Genomic DNA, 20,176 nt, shown 5'->3' with positions numbered 1-20,176 from the left:
CCCATTTCGCAGCCATGCGATAGAGTCAAAGAGAAGAATTTTGCGGTATTTCTGCCCATAACTGGGCACCGCTCTCACACTCTGGAGGCTTTCGTCGTGAAGGTTCGTATTGTTGTTGCTGCTGCTCTTGCCCTCAGCGTTGCCCTCGGCACTGCTGGTTGCGGATTGATCCAGCCACAGGCCACAACCAACCCCTACGACGCCAGCGACGGAGTAGGCGTGAACGTGGGCGACCTCAGCCTGCGTAACCTCATGATCATCAGTGACAACGGTGAAACCGGCAACCTGCTGCTCAACGCAGTCAACGCAACCGGTGTTGACGAAGAACTTCACATCGGCTTCGTCTCCGGTGGCACTGTTGTGGACGGACACCTCGAGGTCCCCAGCAACGACAAGACCCCCACCTCCTGGGGTGCAGGGAGCGAAGACCGCATCATCCTTGGTGGTATCAACACCATGCCTGGTGGTCTGCTTGAGGTAGCTTTCGAAGCTTACGGCGAGAGCAAGACCGTGCTGGTTCCCGTTCTCACCTCAGCTCAGCCTGAATACGAAGGCCTCGAGCCCAAGAAGGTCACCAAGATCTCTAAGTAGAACTTAAACGAAAAAAGCGGCCAGTATCCCTGGCCGCTTTTGTCGTTAAGCGTTACGCGTTGTTGTTCTCGACTCGCTCCACAATCTTCTTGAGAGCTTCGATTTCCTTCTTGGTCAACTTGTCCGGGTTCTTCTTGGACTTCTGAACAAGGATTGACTCAGTCAAGGTGATGTCAACAACGGGTTCAGATTTTCTGAACCAACCAAATAGCTTCATGTGTTTCTCCATTAATCGTGATGAACGTACTCCACGGCATCAAGCCGCTTGGTGTTGAAGAAATCTTCGGCGGTGAAGTTCTACTTCTTGTTGCCCTGAGCAGCAACAGCAGCAGCACCAGCTGCAGCAGCTTCAGGGTCAAGGTATTCAGCAGGTCCAAGTGGACGGAAGTTTTCGTCCAGCTTGTAGACCAGAGGAATACCGGTAGGAATGTTGAGCTCAGCAATCTCGTCATCCGAGATGCCATCGAGGTGCTTGACCAATGCACGCAGTGAATTACCGTGCGCGGTGACCAGAACGGTCTTGCCTGCGGCAAGATCCTTCGTGATATCTGATTCCCAGTAAGGAATCATGCGATCGATAACGTCCTTGAGGCACTCTGTAGCTGGGATAGCTCCATCAATGCCTGCGTAACGCACGTCATTGATCTGTGAGTACTCGTTGTCGTCTGCGATGGGTGGTGGTGGAACGTCGAAGGAACGACGCCAGGTCTGGAACTGTTCGGGACCGTATTCAGCCAAGGTCTGAGCCTTGTCCTTGCCCTGCAGAGCACCGTAGTGACGTTCGTTCAAGCGCCAGCTGCGCTTGACGGGAATCCAGAGACGATCAGCGGTGTCCAGAGCCAGGTTGGCAGTCTGAATCGCACGGCTGAGAACAGAGGTGTAGAGAACGTCAGGAAGAATTCCTGATTCTGCAAGAAGCTCACCCGCACGCTTGGCTTCGCCCACGCCCTGATCGCTCAGGCGAACATCAACCCAACCCGTGAACAGGTTCTTCTGGTTCCAGTCGCTATTACCGTGTCTAAGCAGAATCAAAGTGTGCGTCGTCATGACTCCAGTTTATTGGGTGGTTAACTGGTGAGCATGCCCGTGGGAAACATCACGCGTGGGACAACCAACGCCAATCGCTTGCGCCGAGTGGACAGGTGGATACAAACCTGGCCTGCCCTGCGCACCACGAGCGACCCTCTGGTCATCGACCTCGGCTATGGCGCCAGTGCTGCCACCCCGGTTGAGCTTGCCACCAGGCTGCGCAAGACCAGGCCCGAAGTGGAACTGCTCGGGCTTGAGATAGACCCCGAACGGGTCACCATCGCGAAAGAGGAACTTTCCCGCTGGGAAAAAGAACAGCTCATCACCACAGAAAAAGCACAAGGCATTTCTTTTGCTCGCGGGGGCTTTGAAGTTCCCGTTGCCAAGAACAGACAACCAGTCGTGATCCGCGCCTTCAATGTCTTGCGTCAATATGACGAGCCAGAAGTTCAAGGCGCCTGGGACATGATGGTTGCCAGGCTCCAACCTGGCGGTGTCCTCGTTGAGGGCACCTGCGATGAGATTGGCCGGATTTCTAGCTGGATTGCCGTCACCCATGACGGCCCACAAACCTTGAGCATTGCACTCAAACTAGACACTCTCGAGGTTCCCTCGATTGTGGCCGAGCGTTTACCTAAGGCACTTATTCATCACAATGTCCCCGGCGAGCGCATTCATGACTTCCTCACTGCGCTGGATCGGCAATGGCTCACCCACGCTCCTCTAGGAAGCTTCGGTGCAACTCAGCGCTGGATAGCGACTGCTCAGGGCATGAAAGAAGCAGGCTGGCCCATCATTGGCAATAAGAGCCGCTGGCGCCTTGGTGAAATCACCGTTGCCTTTGAAGCAGTGAAGGCGAACTAACCCGAGCTCACTACTGCTCGCGCTTCACCGCACCCAGGCGCGGGAGCCTGGGAACATTCGCGGTGCGACCGGCATCCGGTGGAACGATGACTACCTGTGTTGCAGGAATGCGTGTGCCATCAGCGACAACAACCAACTCTGAATCGGGGTTGGCATTGCGCTTCAAGATAGCCAGCGCGATGACGCCTTCTTCAAAGTGACGAGCAGCACTGGTCACGTGACCAACCTCGGTCTCACCATCCATGACGGGAGCACCGGATTTAGGCAACACCACATCCACACCATCCAAGCTCAGGAATGCCAAGCGGCGGGGAGGGTGGCCGAGGTTGTGCACCTTGGCAACTGTTTCTTGGCCTCGGTAGCAACCCTTGTTGAGATGGACTGCGGTGCGCAGCCAGTCGAATTCATGGGGCAATGCGTTGTCGTCGCCTTCGGTGGCGATGCGCGGACGCCACGCAGCAATGCGCAGTGCCTCGAGGGCATCGGTGCCAGCGAAAGAGATAACGCGGGCCTGTGCCAGGTCAACGAGTTCGTCTGCAGTGCTGCGAGGAATAAGTGCTTCGAAGTAGTTCCAGTCGAGACCTGGGTGCTGCTGTGCCGAATACTGCCAGCCACCTTCGGTGACGGCTTTCCAGGGGTCTGCCCAGATGACGGGAACATCTGCAGGCTGAAGAACAAGTGGAGCAAGAACATCAGGGAGTTCGCCGAAGAAACCCAGTGTGAGCATTTCAGAGCTGCGGTCCACGATCTCGACCTGCTTCATGAAGCGCATTTTGAGCAACCAGGTGGTCAAGGCTGAGGCACGGCCCTCATCCACCAAGAGCCAGCAGGTTTGGCCATCTTCCACAACGCGCATGGCGTGCTGAACGTGACCTTGAGGGTCGAGGAGAAGAGTTTCTGCGCACTGGCCAGGCTTGAGATTATCCAGGCGCTGGCTGAGCAAAGAATCCAGCCAACTCAAGCGATCAGGTCCAGAAACCTCAATGACACCACGATCAGAAAGATCAACCAGGGCACCGCCGCTAAGCAGAGTGCGCTGCTCTGTCAGGCTGTTGCCATAGGCGCTGGCAACACCAGTTGACCCCACAATGGCGCCAGGAAGCGCAGCTAAAGGGGAGAGTGGCATTTCGCCGGGAGCCGACGAGGCATCGTCAGCCATGGGATGCGCTTAGCGCTGTCCCTTGAACAGCTTGTACACAACGATGCCGGAGATCCATGCGATGGCCAGACCGGCAACACCCAGCAGGCCGATGAAAAAAAGTTCGAGTGCGAGAAGCATGTGTCCATCATATTCCGAGGGTGGTCGTTAACCGGTAACTCGGCATTCCACACTGAGGAATACGAAATCTGGATGAAACACAAGACATTTAGACTATTAACACCAAGTGAGACGAGGTGACAGCATGGCCAGTATCCTGATTCTCGCCGCGCGCCACAACGCGGAAGTCCTTCCCGCGCTGGGATTGCTCTCACACCAGGTCAAGACCATCCCTGCAGAACCTGCACAACTGGTCAGCGCCCCTCACAGTGACATCGTCATGGTCGATGCCCGCACCGACCTAGCCAGCGCCAAGAGCTTGTGCAAGATCTTGCAGGCCACCGGCCTGAGTTCACCCCTCCTTCTTGTCATTACTGAAGGCGGCCTTGCTGCTGTCAGCCCAGACTGGGGTGTGGCAGATGTGATCCTGGACTCAGCAGGCCCCGCCGAAGTGGATGCTCGTATTCGCCTCGCTCTGGGCCGTGCCAACCAGGACGCTCCCTCTGAGGCTCGCATCTCTGCCTCCGGCATCGTCATTGATGAAGCGTCCTACTCAGTCAAAGTTCACGACAAGCCACTGGACCTCACTTATAAAGAGTTTGAGCTCCTGCGCTTTCTAGCTACCCACCCTTCCCGTGTCTTCACCCGTGAGCAGTTGCTCAGCGAAGTCTGGGGTTATGACTACTTCGGTGGTACGCGAACCGTGGATGTTCACGTCCGTCGTCTGCGCGCCAAACTCGGCGATATGGAGCAGGTTATTGGCACCGTGCGCAACGTGGGCTATCGCTTCAACGTGGCTGATGAAAGCCATGAGCACGCTTCCGTAACCTCCTAGTTTCTTTACGGTCACCTGCCCGTGCCAGTATGAATGTATGGCACCGCACGAAACAGATATCGACGCCCCTGACGTCGACGATGACTTTGATGAAGTCATCCTCAAGCCTTCTGCGGATTTGCCTGCCGACCGCTTCCTTGACCGCGAGCTGAGCTGGCTCGCGTTCAACCAGCGCGTGCTGGAGTTAGCTGAAGATGAGAAGCTCCCGCTGCTCGAACGAGCCAACTTCTTGGCCATCTTCGCCAGCAACCTGGACGAGTTCTTTATGGTGCGGGTCGCAGGTCTCAAGCGCCGCATCATGACCGGTTTGGCGGTGCCCACCAACATTGGTCGAGCACCCGGTGATGTGCTCGCAGATATTTCTGCACGTGCCCATGAACTGCAGCTGCGTCACGCCAAGGTGTATCACGACAGTGTGAAGCCAGCTCTTTCTGAGGCAGGCATCCAGGTAGTCACCTGGGGCTCACTGGATGAAGCAGACCACGAGATTCTGCACCGCTACTTCACCGACCAGATTTTCCCTGTGCTGATGCCACTGGCTGTGGACCCTGCACACCCCTTCCCCTACATCTCTGGTCTGTCCCTCAACCTCGCTATTCGCGTGCGCAACGCGAAGACCGGCACGGAAGAGTTTGCTCGCCTCAAGGTTCCACAGATGCTGCCTCGCTTTGTGCGCGTAGACAGCCGTGAAGGCGTGGCCAGCCTGCGCTACATCGCCCTCGAAGATCTCATTGCCAACCAGTTGCAAGACCTCTTCCCTGGCATGGAGATTCTCGAGCACCACACCTTCCGTGTGACCCGCAACGAAGACGTCCAGATCGATGAAGACGAAACAGAAGACCTCATCCAGGTCCTCGAAAAAGGTCTGCTGAAGCGCCGCTTCGGTCCACCCATTCGTCTCGAAGTGGGCGAAGAGATGGATCCCACCACGCTGGATCTGCTCATCCGTGAACTCGACATCACCGAGCAGGAGGTCTATCACCTGCCAGAGCCACTGAACTTGGGTGGCCTCTTTGAGATTGCGGGCATCAAGCGTCCCGATCTGCACTACCCACCCCACGTTCCCACCACTGCTGCGGCACTCACCACAGCAGAGGCGAACGAACCCCGCAGCATCTTTGCCTCCATTCGCCGTGGTGATGTGCTGCTGCACCACCCCTACGAATCGTTCTCCACGAGCGTGCAGTCGTTCTTGGAGCAGGCTGCTGCAGACCCCAACGTGCTCGCTATCAAGCAGACGCTCTATCGCACCAGCGGTGACAGCCCGATTGTTCAGGCACTGATCAATGCGGCTGAAGCGGGCAAGCAAGTCCTAGCTTTGGTCGAGATTAAGGCCCGCTTTGACGAGCAGGCCAACATCAGTTGGGCTCGCAAGCTCGAGAAGGCCGGCGTTCACGTGGTCTATGGTTTGGTGGGCCTGAAGACCCACTGCAAGTTGGCCTTGGTGATCCGCCAAGAAAAGGGCGAGCTCAAGCACTACAGCCACATCGGCACAGGAAACTACAACCCCAAGACCAGCCGACTCTATGAAGACTTCGGTCTGCTCACCGCAGATCCTCAGGTGGGTAAAGACCTCACGCGCTTGTTCAATGAGCTCTCTGGCTACGCCATCGAGAAGAAGTTCAAGCGTCTACTGGTTGCTCCCCTGCACCTGCGCAAGGGCCTGCTCAAACTGATCCACCAGGAGACCACGAATGCCCAGGCAGGCAAGCCTGCCCGCATTCGCATCAAGATCAACTCCATGGTGGACGAGAAAATCATTGACGCTCTCTACCTCGCTAGCCGTGCCGGCGTGAAGGTAGATGTCTGGGTTCGTGGCATTAGCTCGATCAAGGCCGGTGTTCCGGGCCTGAGTGAAAACATCCGCGTGCGCTCCATCTTGGGTCGCTACCTGGAGCACTCTCGCCTCTTCATGTTTGAGAACGACGGTGACCCTCAGGTCTATATCGGCAGCGCCGACATGATGCACCGCAACCTGGATCGTCGTGTGGAAGCGCTCGTGCGTTTGCCCAATTCGGAACACATCACTGAACTCAATGACCTCTTTGATCTGGCTATGGATGACGGAACCGCGTCATGGTGGCTAGAGTCAGATGGTTCCTGGTCGCGTCACACTGCGGACGCATCAGGGGGAGCTCTCATCGATCTGCAAGATCACTTGATGAAGCAGATTAGTAAGCGTCGTCGCCCTGGAGGACATCGATGAGTATCACCCGCCCTTTAACCACTGTGTATGCAGCTGGGGCAGTCCTCTGGCGCACCATCGGTAACGACATTCACGTGCTCGTCATTCACCGCACCGGCCACAAAGATGTCTCACTCCCCAAGGGCAAAGTAGACCCCGGTGAAACTCTCCCCCAGACCGCGGTGCGCGAGATCCGCGAAGAGACCGGCATTAAAGTCGCCCTCGGTGTCCCTGTCGGCGCCACCGAATATGTCATGCCCAACGGTAAGAACAAGTTTGTTCAATACTGGGCAGCCGAAGTAACCACTAAGGCCATTCAGAAGTCCAAGTTTGTTCCCAACGATGAAGTTGCTGCCCTGGAATGGTTGCCTCTGGCTTCTGCTCGCGGAGAGCTCAGCTATGAACCAGACAAAGAGATCCTGGATAACTTCGCAGCACTGGTCAAAGAAGGCGTCACCAAGACTTTCGCTGTTGTTGTGCTTCGTCACGGCAAAGCAACCCCGCCCTCAGACTGGCGCGATGAGGACGCAACGCGTCCCCTCACCGAGCGCGGTCTGACACAGTCACACGGCATTGTCCGCACGATCGCTTCATGGAAGCCCAAGAGGTTTATCTCGAGCACGGCAGTTCGCTGTGTCGAAACCATTACTCCTGTTGCCACTGCATTGAAAAAGACCATAAAGATCACAAACAAAATTAGTCAAGATGCGTTTGAATCTGGCAAAAGTGATGTTCGCTCAGTTGTGGGCGAGATCGTGCGTAAGCGCAAGAGCACCGTGGTGTGCTCCCACGGCCCCGTCTCACCTGCAGTGATCCGTGAGATTGCTCTGGCCACTGGAACTCCCTGGACCTCAGCGCTCGAAGAAGCTGGCATGCTGAACACCGCTTCATTCAGCGTTGTTCACTTGAGCTCAACCCACCCCTCCTCCGGCATCATTGCCGTGGAGACACACGACTCTCAGCTCTAAAGTGCTGCAGGCATGAAAATGCCGAACCGCAGTGAACGCCTCTCGGCGGAAGGCCGCTCGCAGCGGCGAATATTGGAGCCCGGGGTTACTACGGTCCGGCACTGACCAGATTAGTCGAGCGCCCCGTCACGCCACAAACGAGCACAGACAGAGAGCTCATGTGCAGTTTGGGTTAGACGAGCTGCCTGAACCGTGAGCGTAGAGGCACGCTCAGGATGTGCTGCATCTGACTCGTTTGCCACAGCCGTGCAACCGGCAGAAATGATCCGGCAGAAGGCTGCAGAACGGTCCAAGGCTCCACTGAAATCTCCCGTGAAGGCTCCGTGCAAGATGGTGTCAGCCAAGCTGACCATCTCTTCTGGGCCTGCAGGTGTGGGTGCCCCGGCGACCACGACATCCACCGTGCTGAGCACAGAAAGACCCTGTCCAAAGAGCACACTCATCTGAGCTGCCTGTGCGCGAATCAGATCACGAATCAAATACATCCGCCACAATGCGCCAGGCAATGAGTGTGCACTCGAGCGAGACCACAGCTCTGCCAAAGTGTCGATGCCGTTGTCGTCGGCGAAAGAGACAACCTTCTCCACGATGTCTGGGTGCGCTTCGTCACGAACGCGTGAGAGCAAAGCCCGGGCAGTGTCGTGCGCAATGGCAGAAACTTCTGCAGGGTCGTCCCCGCCTTGGAACGCACTGAACTCATGGCCGGCAAAGAGTGCGGGCTTTCGGTAAGGCGCGTTCATGTATTCATTCTCCCCCGGGTTAGGGTGAAGACATGGACACAATCGTCTTCGCGCTGATCTTGATTTCAGCCTTGCTCATCATTTTCGTCAAGAAGCGTTGGGTCGTCGTACTCGGCTACTCCATTGCTTTTGTGGCCACGGCAGCGTTGTTTGCCCACCACGTCACCAGCACCCTTGATTTGAGCTTCTAATGAGTGAGATTCACGTATCTGCACTGCAGACAGAAAATGCCACCACCACTGTTGTCGTTGGTGACACCCGCATTGTTGTTCCCCCGCCCACCAAGCCTCACCACATCTTGCTGGGCAAGCTGGGCTTCTGGGCACAGATCGGCTTCATGCTCGCTTACATCGGAGTTCTCTCCGGTGCCATGTTCTACTTCCAGTTCGGCCTGGGTGAATACCCTTGCCCACTGTGTATTACTCAGCGCATGGGAATGATGCTCTCCTCACTCGGTGCACTTTATGTCGTGGTGAACTCGCTACGAGGCAGGCTCTCTCCGTCAGGATTCATGACCGGCCTCGGTTTTGCCATCTTGGGTGCACTGCTGGGTGCGGCGATGTCTATCCGCCAGATCCTGCTGCACATCATGCCCGGTGACCCCGGCTATGGCGGAGCAGTTCTCGGTCTCCACCTTTACACCTGGGCTCTGGTCAGCTTTGTTGTTGTGATGGTCTTTGCCGGTGTCTTGCTCACCTTCGGCACTGAGTTCTTGCCTGTCCGCCCCAGCTCCACCTTCGGCCGCGTCGTGGCATGGGTAGTAATCGGGATCTTCCTCTTCACCGTGGTGGCAAACCTGGTCGCTGTCTTCGCTCTTGAAGGCTTCACCTGGTACCTGCCAGATGACCCCACCAGCTATGAACTCTTCAACCAGCTCGGTTGGAGCAAATAACCACTTCTGGTCTGTTCTAAACTAGAAGAGCACTTTATGTGCGGCGGGCCTCTAGCTCAGTTGGTTAGAGCATCGGACTTTTAATCCGAGGGTCAAGGGTTCGATCCCCTTGGGGCCTACAGATAAAGAATCCCTCACCTGGTGGTGAGGGATTCTTTGCGTTAGGCCTTGTTGCTCATAGTTGAGTTACTGCTGTGGTTTTTCATAAATCGCCAGGACAGGAATATCACGAGAGCTGGGTAGAGGGCCTGACTTGTTGTCACTGCTCGTTCCCAGAATCCTGCTGTGTGGATGTCGGGATTCGTCCAGATAGCTAAGAAGCCGAATGCAATGGCTCCAAGAAAGAGCGTCCCGATGATAGAAGCAAGCGGGCGAACAATGGTGGGCCATTCACGACCAAACCGCATTCCAAACACTGGCCAGATCGAAAAGATGACAAAGGAAATCGTGGCAAAAACTCTGTGAGGCTCCGAGACACCCACCAACGGAGTGGGGAAAATCGTGAGACCAATCGTTGCTAACCCGCCAAGTAAAAACAACACGCGAGCAGGTTTGGTAATCACCGTAAATTTCAGAGCAACAACGATGTCGATGAGTGCACCCAAGATGAAGAAGCTTGATTGGAGATATCTCACCGGGGATTCAGGTGATGCTAATTCACTGATGGTTTGGACTATGGGGTCATAGCCAGGCCAGAGGGCAGCTGACAAGCTCCAGCCCAATACTGATTGGACAGGCCCCAATACAGCTAAGAAAAGCAACAATCGACTGACCTGGTGAGGGTGAATATCAGTGTGAGTCATGTTGCCCCTTTCGCATGAGAGCTTACGGGCTATCCAGGCACCTGCAGAAGGAAAATTAGTGCCTGTGATGGAAAGGCTGGAGTGCATCGTCAGGAATCTGACCGAAGCGTCCGTAGTTAAAGTCTTCGAGGGCCTGAACAACTTCTGCCTTGGTGTTCATCACACATGGTTCTACAAATGAGGAATTCCTCATTATGAACTGCTCCCCAGAAGTTGGACCGATTAATCAGTTGGCAATTTCTAGGGAGCAGTTCAAATGTTGGGGTCGCACTAATTCCGTTTATTCCGCCGGGATGCGGAGATACCAACGCCTAACGCTAACAAAATCATTGCCCACATTAACGTGCTGGAGGATTGTGAACCTGTCCACGCCAAGGCCGCGGACTCTGACGAAGAGGGAATTGGTGTTCCTCCCCCGCTTGCAGAAGAAGTAACCATGAACCCCACGTTATTGACCACGTCATATCCGGTTTGTCCGATACCAACGGTTTGAAGAGTGTGCTGCCCAACAGGTAACCCACTGATGGGTACTGATGCTGAATAACTTCCGTCGCTTGCGACAAGAATTCTGCTCAACAATCGTGGAGTTGAAAACGCGTACACGGCGATTTCACTTCCGGGTTGCAGTCCAGTTCCTGAAACCCCGATAGTTCCTTCAGCTTCAGCAGATAAGTAATCGCGGCCGTTTAGCCGAGAAATCTCACAAACGTTATCCGTAACACACGTGCCGCCCAGTATGAGTTCAGAGCCGTTACCTGAGCTGATAACCAACTCTGACACTGTGCCCTGGTTCTGTTGATTCACCGTGACGACGGCAGTGTCTGCTTGACCGTCCTGGAGAATGCTCACCATCCCAGGAACCAGGGTGGGTGCTACTCCACCAGACAAATAAGGACCTGACGACCGGACCCTGCCAGAAAATGTTCGCCTGCTATCGCTTGAATCAGTTGAGGCTGTAATAGTGAAGGAATAAGAGTCAGTTCCAGAAGGTGTTCCTGAAAGGTTCCCTGTTACGGGATTCAAAGACACACCAGGGGGGAGAGAGCCAGCTGTCACGGCATAACTGACCGTCCTCAAAGCTGTTGCCCACACTCTGTCCTGAAAACTTCGACCCGACTGGAATTGCTTGATATGTGAATCAATCCACACCGGTACATCAGCGACGGCTGCTTCTATTACGAATTCAACGACTACCTCCTCACTCAACCCGACCGCGTTGGCGGCGGCAACAGTAATTCGGTACTCCCCTGCATCCAGATATCCCAATGAGAATGATGGATTGGGGAAATTGAATTCATCAACCAGCTCATTTCCTTCTGCCAAAGTGATGGCGTATCCCGTGAGCGCTGAACCTCCGTTTTCAGGTTCTTCCCACGAGATGGTGACGTCACCGCTGTCTTCAACAATGGCAGTGAGATTCGTCGGCGCCACAGGAACAGTAGGTGCTGGAGGTAGCGCGTAATCACGGTAGGTCTCGAGTGTCGATCCGACAGGGCCCCATACCTGCGTAGAGACGTTCACCCCGTTGACGTCCCAGATCAAGTTTGAGTCTTGGAATGAATCCCATTCTTGCGCGGTCATATCTTCGTAAGGAGTCGTAAGGAGAACGTAGGTGTTGCCAGCATCAAGAGTTACGGCGACTTCAGAGTACAAATTGTCAAAAATTGTCCCAGTAGAAGCGTCTAGTACCGTTTCATCTCGGTCATCATTACACCCGATCAGATCACCGCCAACGCCTGGTACAAATTCTTCGTAAATTCCAATGACGGTATCTCGCAAGGGGGTTCGCGTTCCGGTAACGCCGCTCACTCTGAAGGTGTAGTCGCCCGAAACATCTACGCTAAAACGCCGTGCTGCATACGGAAATGTCAGGTCTGAATCGTTGCAATTCCCTTGGATGACAGGAGGACCGTATCTCCTAAAATTTTGAACGGTCGTGCCGATCAATTCACCAGGTGGGTCACTCGCTGCTCCCATGCCCTCAATGTGGAATTCAATTTCACCAGAGCTCGTTTGGAAATAGAGGGAGGATTCTGGAGAAGAAGAAAGAGTATCGTCGACCCACACGAGGTAGTCGCCATTGACCCTGTCTGTATCTGTCGCGATTCGATCCAAATTGATATCACCAGGTTCTGAAGGTACCAAAATGAACAGGTCCGAACAGTTACTCACATGAACAATAAATTGAGTGTTTGTGGCTGCATAGATATTTTGATCTTCAGGAACTTCACAGTCAATGGTCTGTTCAGATCCGCGAGTAACACCAGTACCTCCGGGAACAAGCGCCGCCGCGGTAGGGCCCCACATCTCGACATCCACTTGAGCTTCTTCAGACTCAGCATTCCAGGATTCCAAATTTATGCTGTCGTATGAACTCACCACTATTGTGTATTCGACTCCCTCCTCGAGCTGGGCAGTAAGCTCTGACCATCGACTCATAAACATCGAGCCATTTTGCTCGGAGTAGGCAGGGGCGTCGATGTCGTCGTTACAAGGGACATCAGGACTATTAGCCTGCCCCGGCTTGTAATCCTCATAAATGGCAATCACGGTATCGTTGAGCGCCGAACCCGCTGTCACGACGTCGCTAACCCTGAACGTGTAATCACCCGCCACGCTGGTAGTGAATACCTTCGTCGCGACGGGGAAAGGTCCTGCATCTTGACAATTCCAACGTGCCATCAGTGGGTCTTGTGCTGGAAAAGAAAAATTCTCCGTGGACAAAAGTCTTCCGAGTGGATCTGAAACAGGGAGGTGGCCAGTGATTTCAAGCCAAGATTCGGTTAACCCATCTGCCGAATAGAAAGTGAACAATGCTTCCGGAAATCCCCGAATCATTTCGGTAATCTGCAGTCGAAATCGAGTAAAGCCTGAAGAAAGCAATGTGTGAGTTGGTTCTTGGAGCCACCTAATCCCTATATTGTCAGGTTCCGCCGAGATGTCATCACAGTTCAGCAATTCCACCTCGACAATTGCTCCCACTGGCGCATGAAGTTCTGGCGAGGACGATTCAAAGCAATCAATCGTGACGAAATCTGTGGACACTAAAAATGCGTCACTGTAAAGAAACCTTGAATCCGTGGGCCCCCACACTTCGGTAGAAAAGTCCACCTGGTTGGTATTCCAGCTGTAATTGAACGATTGAAAGTTATCCCATTCTTCTGGGGTTACAGCATCATGGGTCATCGTGACCAGAGTGTAAGAATTTCCCGCTACCAATGAAGCTGAAAGCTCAGATGCGGCAGGACCATATAGTTCACCCATGCTTGGGCTCCACCCCTCTCCCGCGCGGTCATCGTTGCAGCCCACAATTCCCGATTCCGGCGAGCTGGGATCAAAATTGCTATAAATCACTTGCAGTGGATCAACCAGGGGGCTTCCTAAATCTGACGCACCAAGATATCGGAAGGTATAAGCCCCATCCAGGGTCACCCGAAATGGTTCTGCTCGGTACATGTGCTCGCCTATTTCTGCACCACACAAAGAGGCAACATTACTTTGAGTAACAGTGAGTGCGCTCTGATCTGTCGAGATGTTGGATTCGTAGGTTTGCAAATACTCACCAGCAGGATCCGGGGCAAGCCGATGTGCGAAGATTTCCAGCGAAACCCCCGGAATTTCAGCAGTCCCATCAAAACCATATTTGAGGTAATGAATTGAAGGAGACAGAGTGAGTATGTATTCCGTCTCGGCAGGTATCGGGGAAACGAAACGAGGATCCGGACTCCACGTGGGAGGGCCGTCTGGTATCTGCCAACTGGTCATGCTCGTGCAATCAAGAATGTGAACTTTAATTGTGCTTCCCTGGATTACATTCAGCACCTGGTCGCCACCCACGAGACCGCATTCCACCGTGACGGTTTCAATCGGAGTTGTTGCGGAGGAACTGGCTGGATTACCCAACGCAATCATGGAAAAAGTCGACAAAATAACAGCCACAAAAGTGACTGTTCTCAGACGCCACCGTGAGCTAACTGTGTTGAAAAATCCTGCACCCATATGTGAAATTTATGAGCCGTTGTCAGGACAGAAACGCTCTAAATCTGAACAGGTCAATCTTGAGGGGATGTCCCCCTGCGGGAAGTGGGGGTAGCCCCCCATATCCCTTGGTGCGGCTCAAAAAATTAAGCAATGTAAAGCAAGAGCGAATACGTTCAAAGTGTGTTTACCCCGTCGATACATTCAGAGCGAGATACTTCTCTTATGGAAGAGAAGGTAATCGTCGTAGAAGATGATGCTTTCACTCGCCTGACTTTGGTCGCCACTTTGAGATCTCAAGGCCTTTCCGTAGTCCACGAGGGCGGTTCGGCGAGCACAGCTGTGTTGGCCGCCGAGGAGCTCAGACCTCACATCGCAGTTCTCGATTTACATTTGGGAGAGGGACCGACTGGAATAGATGTTGCCAGAAGCCTCCGGCGCCAAAATCCCATGATTGGCATCGTCTTTCTGACTTCCTACGATGACCCACGTTTCCTGAACGCGAATCTGCAACCGCCGCCTGCCGGAACTCAATACCTCACTAAGAAGTCTGTGACGAGTGTCGACGTTCTCATTGCGGCAATGAAAAATTCCCTCGTCGCATCAAGCGTTAGCCCTGCCCGAATTCAACTCCCTGCATTTGGTCACTTAACAGACCTTCAGGTTGAAACATTGAGGCTGGTAGCTCAAGGACACTCCAACGCGGAAATTGCGAAACGAAGATTCGTCAAAGAGAAATCAATCGAACGCACGATTGCGCGAGTTGCCAAAGCCCTAGGAATTTCTCATGACACCTCTCAAAATCAAAGAGTTCATATTGCCAAGGTCTACTTCCGCGCTCTGGGCTTGAACAATGATGATCATCAGTAATTTCGAGAGATTTCGAAAGGATGCTGGAGGCAGGTGGCTCGGTGATCTTCGCGCCTATTTCGCCTTTCTGCCGCTGTGGCTGAGCATCTCAGTACTTGTGTCACCAGGCTTCACAAATCCACAAACCTTGATGCTGCTTTTACTTGCCAACGTAGTTGCACTGGCAGCATCAACTGTTTTGCTCCTCATTTTTCGGGCAACCCTCTTCAGGCGCAGAAATTCACGCTCAATCCCCCTCGGTGTGGTCATGGCCGCGGGTGCTGTGCTTGGTGGACTCAAAGCCTTACTCACCACCTACTTGCTGTGGTTATTCGACCCTTCTTTCGATTTGAATGCAGCTCTCGTGTCAAGATCAATCCCTACCGCGTTCGGTGGGATGTGGCTTCTCCCTATTGGGGCAGTCTTGCTTGCGGTTAGAGAGCGTTACCAAATAGAGAGAGATGTGCTGATCTCAGAAACTGTGCAGCGCGCGACAAATCGTGAGGTGAACCTGTTACCTGAGGCCACCTCACTGCAGTCGCTTTCAGAAGCCGAGATGGAAATCCACGAGTTCATCACACAAACACGAACTCGGCTTCAAGCCGAAATGAAAGACGGCTCCCAAGCATCTGTATTGCTCCATGACATCATCCAGACCGAGCTTCGTCCCCTGAGCCATAAAATCTGGAAAGCTGAGGCATCCAAATACACAGATTTTTCGGTGAAAGACCTCGCGCGAATAACTATCCGTGAACACAACTTTGCCTCAATCTGGATACTTCTTGTTTATAGCATCGCTTGTCTGCCTCTTGAAATTTCTGCAGCCGGAGTTCAAGAGGGAATCAGTCGTCTCGCAGTTCAGGTTTCGATCACTGCGATATTTTTCGAAATTGCACGTCGAGTCTCCACGAAATCACAAGTCACTTCATCCCTCGTATTCTTTGGAAGCATCGGACTCGCTGTTGTCGCAACAGAACTGGTCTGTACTTCTCTATTTGGTCCGTTAATTCAGTTCAACGCTGTTGCCCTCAACGTTGTCAACGCCCTCACTCTCACGACCAATGCCTTACTCATCGGGATAGTTCGCTCTGCCTATGAGAGCCACGAAAGCATACGTTCCAAACTCGTTGAACAAATTGGTGAAGAAGGGCTCAATAACGAATACGTACTGAACCGTAATCGACTTCACAATCGAGAACTTGCCCAATTTCTGCATGGTAATGTGCAGAACCAGATGCTCGCAGCGGCGCTCCGTCTCGAATTGACCCCTACGTCAGACGTTGTGAAATCAGTACTCTCTGAACTTGAAAACATTGAGTCTTTGTTGCATGTTCCAGAGGATGCTCCTCGAGGTGTTCCCCAAGACATCAGTGATCTTGCCCTCGAACTATCGACCAAATGGAGAGGAATAATTCAACTGCAGTTGCTGTGTACTCCATCACGCTTACTTTTATCAGCCGAGGACTGTGCTGCTGTGAATCGAGTTCTCAATGAAGGTATCAATAATTCAGTAAGGCATGGTCTGGCATCTGACATAGAAATTTCTATAGATATTGCTCCCGAAAGCATCGCCGTGAGGCTTACTGATGACGGCCTCGGACCACGAAGTGGTCCCCAGGGTTTAGGAACTGCACTCTATGACTCGCTCGCGGGCGCAAACTGGAAACTCGAAGCAGGCCCCGAATCAATCGGATCGGTCTTGACTGTGAAGTTTTTTCGACGAAACCTCAACAGGACAGAAAGCCACACAGGTTAGCGAATCAAATAATTAGTGCCTGTGGTGGAAGGGCTGGAGTGCATCGTCAGGAATCTGACCAAAGCGTCCGTAGTTGAAGTCTTCGAGAGCCTGAACAACTTCTGCCTTGGTGTTCATCACGAAGGGGCCATATGCCACCACAGTTTCGTTGATGGGCTGGCCACCAAGGAGGAGAACATCAAGAGCACCGTTACGTGCATCTTGAACTTTGTCTGCAGTCAATACGAGGCGGTCACCGTCAACAAGAACCGCAAGTGTTCCTGCAGCGATGGGAGCTGCGCTTCCACCCAACTCACCTTCGCCGACAGTTCCCTGTCCTGCGAGTGTGTAGGCAAGGGCGTTGAATTCGGGGTTCCAGGGGATCGAAACAGAAGCTCCTGGAGCCAAGGTCACGTGGGCGATGGTCATCGGAGTTTGTGATTTACCCGGACCCACGTGGCCATCAATTTCACCCGCAATGACTCGGATGAGTGCTCCACCGTCTTGGCTGGAGAGCAGCTCAACATCACCACCAGCAAGGTTCTGATAGTTCGGAGCTGTCATCTTCTTTGCAGCAGGAAGGTTGATCCACAACTGAATGCCGTGGAAGAAACCACCAGACATCACCAGCTCGTCTGGTGGTGTCTCGATGTGGAGAACACCAGAGCCTGCGGTCATGTATTGGGTGGCACCATTCTCAATGATGCCGCCACCACCGTGATTGTCCTGGTGTTGGAAGGTTCCATCGATCATGTAGGTGAAGGTCTCAAAGCCACGGTGGGGGTGCCATGAGGTTCCACGAGGTTCATAGGGTGCGTATTCGACCTCACCCATCTGGTCCATGTGGATGAACGGGTCAATGTCTTGGTACGAGACGCCAGCGAAAGCACGTGTCACCGGGAAGCCATCACCTTCGAATGCCTGTGGCCCTTTCGTCACTGACTTCACTGCACGGGCACGGCCAACGGCAGGCGCGAGGTGGGGAAGGGTGAACGTATCAGCGGTTACTGCGGGCATGTTGTGCTCCTTATTGGACTATCTCTGAGGATAAGTCTTCTGCCAAGAAAAGTATTCCCCTCAAGCAAAGATGGCATCCCCGAAGGGATGCCATCTAGTTGAGCTGAGCTCGAATTACTTCTTTACTGCGGGCTTTGCAGCTGGCTTCTTAGCAGCAGGCTTGGCTGCTGGCTTCGCAGGAGCCTTCTTTGCAGCGGGCTTAGCAGCAGCCTTGGGAGCAGCAGCCTTAGCTGGTGCCTTCTTGACTGCAGGCTTAGCTGCTGGCTTTGGAGCTGCCTTGGTTGCTGCAGGCTTTGCGACTGGCTTCTTTACTGCGGGCTTAGCAGCAGCCTTGGGAGCAACAGCCTTAGCTGGTGCCTTCTTGGCAACAGGCTTAGCAGCAGGCTTCGCTGCTGCCTTTACTGGAGCCTTCTTCGCAGCTGGCTTCTTCACCGCGGGCTTTGCAGCAGCAACAGTCTTCTTGACGGTTGCAGTGGTCTTCGCTGCATCCTTCTTGATGGTACCTGCTGCGTGAGCAAGATCCTTGCCAACAGAAGCTGCGGTCTTAGACGCATCCTTCTTAACGGTGGTTGCCACCTTCTTGGTGGTGGTTGCTGCCTTCTTCGCAACAACAGTTGCGTCAGAGGTGACGTCCTCTACCTTGTCAGCGACAACAGCAGCGGTTGCACCAGCCTGCTTAGCGCCTGAGCGGAATGCCTTCTTAAGGGAGGAAAGGAAAGATGACTGAGCCATCGAGATAACACTCTCATTTCATTGATTGGGGGTGTAACAAAGTTCGTGCTTAAGCGTAACCTGAGTGTTTCTTATGAGACCTGAGGCTGGACGCGAGCCGTAACATGCAACATCCCACGTTTCCTCACTACAAGTAACATGAGCAGGTGAGTTCAACCGTCCTGCCTACCTCCAACTACGTGAGTGTGACGTGGGGTATTCGCACAGACTCTGGTGGTCTCACCGTCACTCTTCTTCACCGTGCAGGAATCATGAGCCTGTCAGGTGCTGGGCACGTTACTGTGCTGACATTCGACAACTACCCTGACTATGACCAGGTCGAGATCGAACTTCGCCAGATGGGTCGCCTCTTCGGAGATGTTTCCCTGCGCAACGTGTGGGATTGGCTCCGTAGCGAGCAGGTACCTGCTCGCGCCACCGGCGTCTCAACGGCAATAGAAAAAGCTTTCACACCCATCGCAGACTCTGACTCCTATGAGTCAACCTCCCGCGGAGGTCATGAACTCTCCCGCACACGTTATGCCGCAGATGACCTGACTGTTTTGCAAGTGGATCACTTCCGCGAAGACGGCACTCTGATGCTCAGCGACCGTAGGGACTTCCGCGAGCGCGGAGTTCGTGGCGGTCGCCGCATCATTCTCTGTGACTTGCAGGGTAAGCCATACAAAATGTGGAAGGTGGCCAACGAGTTTTATCACTGGCTGTTGGACCGCATGAATGGCAAGACCCCCACGACCTACATCGTGGACAGCAAGACCGCTGTGAACATGTTCGTGGAATATCGCAGGCGCAATGCCCTCACCGTGCACGTGATTCAGGGCGCTCATATTGAAGGCGTGACCGCAGATGGTCGTCCCATCTTGAGCGAAGCTCGAAGCAAGAGTATTCAGAATCTCCCTGCCTTTGACCTCGTCGCAACACTCACCAAACGTCAGCGTAAGGATGTCACCGACATTGTCGGGGCTAGCCCCAACCTGGTCGTCATTCCTAACTCAGTGCCACTTCCTGAACCCAGCTCGATTACCTTGGAGCGCCCACGTGATCGCGGCATTGTGGTGGCAGCATTTGTTCCCCGCAAGCGTGTGCACCTAGCTATCGAGGCGGCGAGCAAGGCACACTTAACTTCCGCTATCCACCTCGATGTCTATGGTGATGGCGAGAGTAAGCCAGAAGTCGATGCCATGGTTGAATCGACGAATGCCACCCGGTTCGCAACCCTTCATGGCTACAGCACCACCGCTCTGGGAGAAACCAAGACGGCTAGCTTCATCTTGATCACCTCAGAGACGGAGGGGACTCCCCTGGTGCTGCTGGAAGGTATGGCAGCGGGCTGTATCCCTATCTCTTTTGATATTCCTTATGGCCCCAGCGACATCATTGTGGATGGTGTGAACGGCTTCCTTATTCCAGATGGCGACACCGACGCCATGGCGGCTGCGATTGTCCGCTTGCAGGCATTGCCCGAGGACAAGGTCCTCGCTATGCGTGCTGCTGCCATCCAGGCGGTGCAATCCTTCAACGATGCTGCTGTGTTGGAGCTATGGAATACAGAACTCCGCAAGGCGTGGAAGCACAAGACTGCACGCTGGTGGCGTGCTCTGCGCAAGTGGCAGGCCACCCATGCAGAAAAATCATTTGCTCGCCGCGCACCGGAAATTGGGGCCAAACTCCCTCCCGCACCCCGCCGTTAGCGTTCTAGG

Annotated in this window: 18 protein-coding genes and 1 tRNA gene; 11 read left to right on the top strand and 8 right to left on the bottom strand. The window is 53.9% G+C overall.

What is annotated here, in order from left to right:
* The first annotated feature begins 96 nt into the window (after nt 1–96).
* Nucleotides 97–591, top strand: coding sequence for a hypothetical protein (locus M2118_RS00460; RefSeq protein WP_280794003.1), 495 nt, complete (start codon nt 97–99; stop codon nt 589–591).
* A gap of 52 nt (nt 592–643) precedes the next feature.
* Here the strand turns inward: M2118_RS00460 and M2118_RS00455 are convergent, their stop codons facing one another.
* Nucleotides 644–808: a hypothetical protein gene (locus tag M2118_RS00455; RefSeq protein WP_280794002.1), complete on the bottom strand. Its 165-nt coding sequence runs from the start codon at nt 806–808 to the stop codon at nt 644–646.
* A gap of 80 nt (nt 809–888) precedes the next feature.
* Complete coding sequence (locus M2118_RS00450) at nt 889–1,638, bottom strand: phosphoglyceromutase (protein WP_280794001.1); 750 nt, start codon at nt 1,636–1,638, stop codon at nt 889–891.
* A 33-nt stretch (nt 1,639–1,671) separates the two neighbouring features.
* Here M2118_RS00450 and M2118_RS00445 point away from each other — a divergent pair, with 33 nt between their 5' ends.
* Nucleotides 1,672–2,484 (top strand): class I SAM-dependent methyltransferase, encoded by an 813-nt coding sequence (locus tag M2118_RS00445; protein ID WP_280794378.1) that lies wholly within the window; start codon nt 1,672–1,674, stop codon nt 2,482–2,484.
* A 10-nt stretch (nt 2,485–2,494) separates the two neighbouring features.
* On the opposite strand, the gene M2118_RS00440 is transcribed toward M2118_RS00445, so the two are convergent.
* Entirely contained in the window at nt 2,495–3,643 is a 1,149-nt protein-coding gene (locus M2118_RS00440) for a YgfZ/GcvT domain-containing protein (protein ID WP_280794000.1), read from the bottom strand.
* 244 nt (nt 3,644–3,887) lie between these two features.
* Here M2118_RS00440 and M2118_RS00435 point away from each other — a divergent pair, with 244 nt between their 5' ends.
* The 3 genes from M2118_RS00435 to M2118_RS00425 are packed head-to-tail and all read left to right on the top strand — an operon-like array spanning nt 3,888 to nt 7,730.
* Nucleotides 3,888–4,577 (top strand): winged helix-turn-helix transcriptional regulator, encoded by a 690-nt coding sequence (locus M2118_RS00435; RefSeq protein WP_277494730.1) that lies wholly within the window; start codon nt 3,888–3,890, stop codon nt 4,575–4,577.
* Between the two features lie 37 nt (nt 4,578–4,614).
* Nucleotides 4,615–6,783 carry an RNA degradosome polyphosphate kinase gene (locus M2118_RS00430; RefSeq protein WP_280793999.1) on the top strand — a complete coding sequence of 723 codons (2,169 nt, stop codon included), beginning with the start codon at nt 4,615–4,617 and terminating at the stop codon, nt 6,781–6,783.
* Nucleotides 6,780–7,730 (top strand): NUDIX hydrolase, encoded by a 951-nt coding sequence (locus tag M2118_RS00425; protein WP_280793998.1) that lies wholly within the window; start codon nt 6,780–6,782, stop codon nt 7,728–7,730. The genes M2118_RS00430 and M2118_RS00425 overlap by 4 nt, the downstream gene beginning before the upstream one ends.
* 110 nt (nt 7,731–7,840) lie before the next feature.
* Here the strand turns inward: M2118_RS00425 and M2118_RS00420 are convergent, their stop codons facing one another.
* Entirely contained in the window at nt 7,841–8,470 is a 630-nt protein-coding gene (locus M2118_RS00420) for a DNA-directed RNA polymerase subunit beta (protein ID WP_280793997.1), read from the bottom strand.
* A 32-nt stretch (nt 8,471–8,502) separates the two neighbouring features.
* Between M2118_RS00420 and M2118_RS00415 the strand changes: the two genes are divergently transcribed.
* The 3 genes from M2118_RS00415 (at nt 8,503) to M2118_RS00405 (ending at nt 9,481) form a co-directional block, all read left to right on the top strand.
* On the top strand, nt 8,503–8,661 hold the full coding sequence (locus M2118_RS00415) for a DUF5993 family protein (RefSeq protein WP_280793996.1): 159 nt from the start codon (nt 8,503–8,505) through the stop codon (nt 8,659–8,661).
* Nucleotides 8,661–9,362: a disulfide bond formation protein B gene (locus tag M2118_RS00410; protein WP_280793995.1), complete on the top strand. Its 702-nt coding sequence runs from the start codon at nt 8,661–8,663 to the stop codon at nt 9,360–9,362. The genes M2118_RS00415 and M2118_RS00410 overlap by 1 nt, the downstream gene beginning before the upstream one ends.
* A gap of 45 nt (nt 9,363–9,407) precedes the next feature.
* A tRNA-Lys gene (locus M2118_RS00405) sits at nt 9,408–9,481 on the top strand.
* 42 nt (nt 9,482–9,523) lie between these two features.
* Here the strand turns inward: M2118_RS00405 and M2118_RS00400 are convergent.
* The gene (locus tag M2118_RS00400) at nt 9,524–10,165 is read right to left on the bottom strand and encodes a DUF998 domain-containing protein (RefSeq protein WP_280793994.1); all 642 of its coding nucleotides are present in this window, start codon (nt 10,163–10,165) and stop codon (nt 9,524–9,526) included.
* 270 nt (nt 10,166–10,435) lie between these two features.
* A complete protein-coding gene (locus tag M2118_RS00390) occupies nt 10,436–14,164 on the bottom strand; it encodes a fibronectin type III domain-containing protein (protein ID WP_280793992.1) in 3,729 nt (1,242 codons plus the stop codon).
* Between the two features lie 204 nt (nt 14,165–14,368).
* Here M2118_RS00390 and M2118_RS00385 point away from each other — a divergent pair, with 204 nt between their 5' ends.
* Both M2118_RS00385 and M2118_RS00380 read left to right on the top strand, forming a co-directional pair.
* The gene (locus M2118_RS00385) at nt 14,369–15,013 is read left to right on the top strand and encodes a response regulator transcription factor (RefSeq protein WP_280793991.1); all 645 of its coding nucleotides are present in this window, start codon (nt 14,369–14,371) and stop codon (nt 15,011–15,013) included.
* Nucleotides 14,997–16,748, top strand: a complete 1,752-nt coding sequence (locus M2118_RS00380; protein WP_280793990.1) for a hypothetical protein — start codon at nt 14,997–14,999, stop codon at nt 16,746–16,748. Before M2118_RS00385 ends, M2118_RS00380 begins: the two co-directional genes overlap by 17 nt.
* 12 nt (nt 16,749–16,760) lie before the next feature.
* Here M2118_RS00380 and M2118_RS00375 read toward each other — a convergent pair whose 3' ends face one another.
* Both M2118_RS00375 and M2118_RS00370 read right to left on the bottom strand, forming a co-directional pair.
* Nucleotides 16,761–17,744: a pirin family protein gene (locus M2118_RS00375; protein ID WP_280793989.1), complete on the bottom strand. Its 984-nt coding sequence runs from the start codon at nt 17,742–17,744 to the stop codon at nt 16,761–16,763.
* 114 nt (nt 17,745–17,858) lie between these two features.
* Entirely contained in the window at nt 17,859–18,476 is a 618-nt protein-coding gene (locus M2118_RS00370; RefSeq protein ID WP_280793988.1) for a hypothetical protein, read from the bottom strand.
* A 146-nt stretch (nt 18,477–18,622) separates the two neighbouring features.
* Here M2118_RS00370 and M2118_RS00365 point away from each other — a divergent pair, with 146 nt between their 5' ends.
* Nucleotides 18,623–20,167, top strand: a complete 1,545-nt coding sequence (locus M2118_RS00365; RefSeq protein WP_280793987.1) for a glycosyltransferase — start codon at nt 18,623–18,625, stop codon at nt 20,165–20,167.
* Nucleotides 20,168–20,176: the final 9 nt, after the last annotated feature.

It is taken from the genome of Aurantimicrobium minutum, from assembly GCF_029892845.1.
Lineage (GTDB): Bacteria > Actinomycetota > Actinomycetes > Actinomycetales > Microbacteriaceae > Aurantimicrobium > Aurantimicrobium minutum_B.
Note: the sequence above shows the minus strand (reverse complement) of the source record. Positions and strands in the feature narration are given on the sequence as shown.

Bases quoted from the DNA above. Each gene is read 5' to 3' on its own strand.
- M2118_RS00430 (WP_280793999.1), top strand. From the start codon at position 4,615: ATGGCACCGCACGAAACAGATATCGACGCCCCTGACGTCGACGATGAC.
- M2118_RS00420 (WP_280793997.1), bottom strand. From the start codon at position 8,470: ATGAACGCGCCTTACCGAAAGCCCGCACTCTTTGCCGGCCATGAGTTC.
- M2118_RS00440 (WP_280794000.1), bottom strand. From the start codon at position 3,643: ATGGCTGACGATGCCTCGTCGGCTCCCGGCGAAATGCCACTCTCCCCT.
- M2118_RS00375 (WP_280793989.1), bottom strand. From the start codon at position 17,744: ATGCCCGCAGTAACCGCTGATACGTTCACCCTTCCCCACCTCGCGCCT.
- M2118_RS00380 (WP_280793990.1), top strand. From the start codon at position 14,997: ATGATGATCATCAGTAATTTCGAGAGATTTCGAAAGGATGCTGGAGGC.
- M2118_RS00415 (WP_280793996.1), top strand. From the start codon at position 8,503: ATGGACACAATCGTCTTCGCGCTGATCTTGATTTCAGCCTTGCTCATC.
- M2118_RS00450 (WP_280794001.1), bottom strand. From the start codon at position 1,638: ATGACGACGCACACTTTGATTCTGCTTAGACACGGTAATAGCGACTGG.
- M2118_RS00455 (WP_280794002.1), bottom strand. From the start codon at position 808: ATGAAGCTATTTGGTTGGTTCAGAAAATCTGAACCCGTTGTTGACATC.
- M2118_RS00445 (WP_280794378.1), top strand. From the start codon at position 1,672: ATGCCCGTGGGAAACATCACGCGTGGGACAACCAACGCCAATCGCTTG.
- M2118_RS00370 (WP_280793988.1), bottom strand. From the start codon at position 18,476: ATGGCTCAGTCATCTTTCCTTTCCTCCCTTAAGAAGGCATTCCGCTCA.
- M2118_RS00390 (WP_280793992.1), bottom strand. From the start codon at position 14,164: ATGGGTGCAGGATTTTTCAACACAGTTAGCTCACGGTGGCGTCTGAGA.
- M2118_RS00410 (WP_280793995.1), top strand. From the start codon at position 8,661: ATGAGTGAGATTCACGTATCTGCACTGCAGACAGAAAATGCCACCACC.
- M2118_RS00435 (WP_277494730.1), top strand. From the start codon at position 3,888: ATGGCCAGTATCCTGATTCTCGCCGCGCGCCACAACGCGGAAGTCCTT.
- M2118_RS00385 (WP_280793991.1), top strand. From the start codon at position 14,369: ATGGAAGAGAAGGTAATCGTCGTAGAAGATGATGCTTTCACTCGCCTG.
- M2118_RS00400 (WP_280793994.1), bottom strand. From the start codon at position 10,165: ATGACTCACACTGATATTCACCCTCACCAGGTCAGTCGATTGTTGCTT.
- M2118_RS00425 (WP_280793998.1), top strand. From the start codon at position 6,780: ATGAGTATCACCCGCCCTTTAACCACTGTGTATGCAGCTGGGGCAGTC.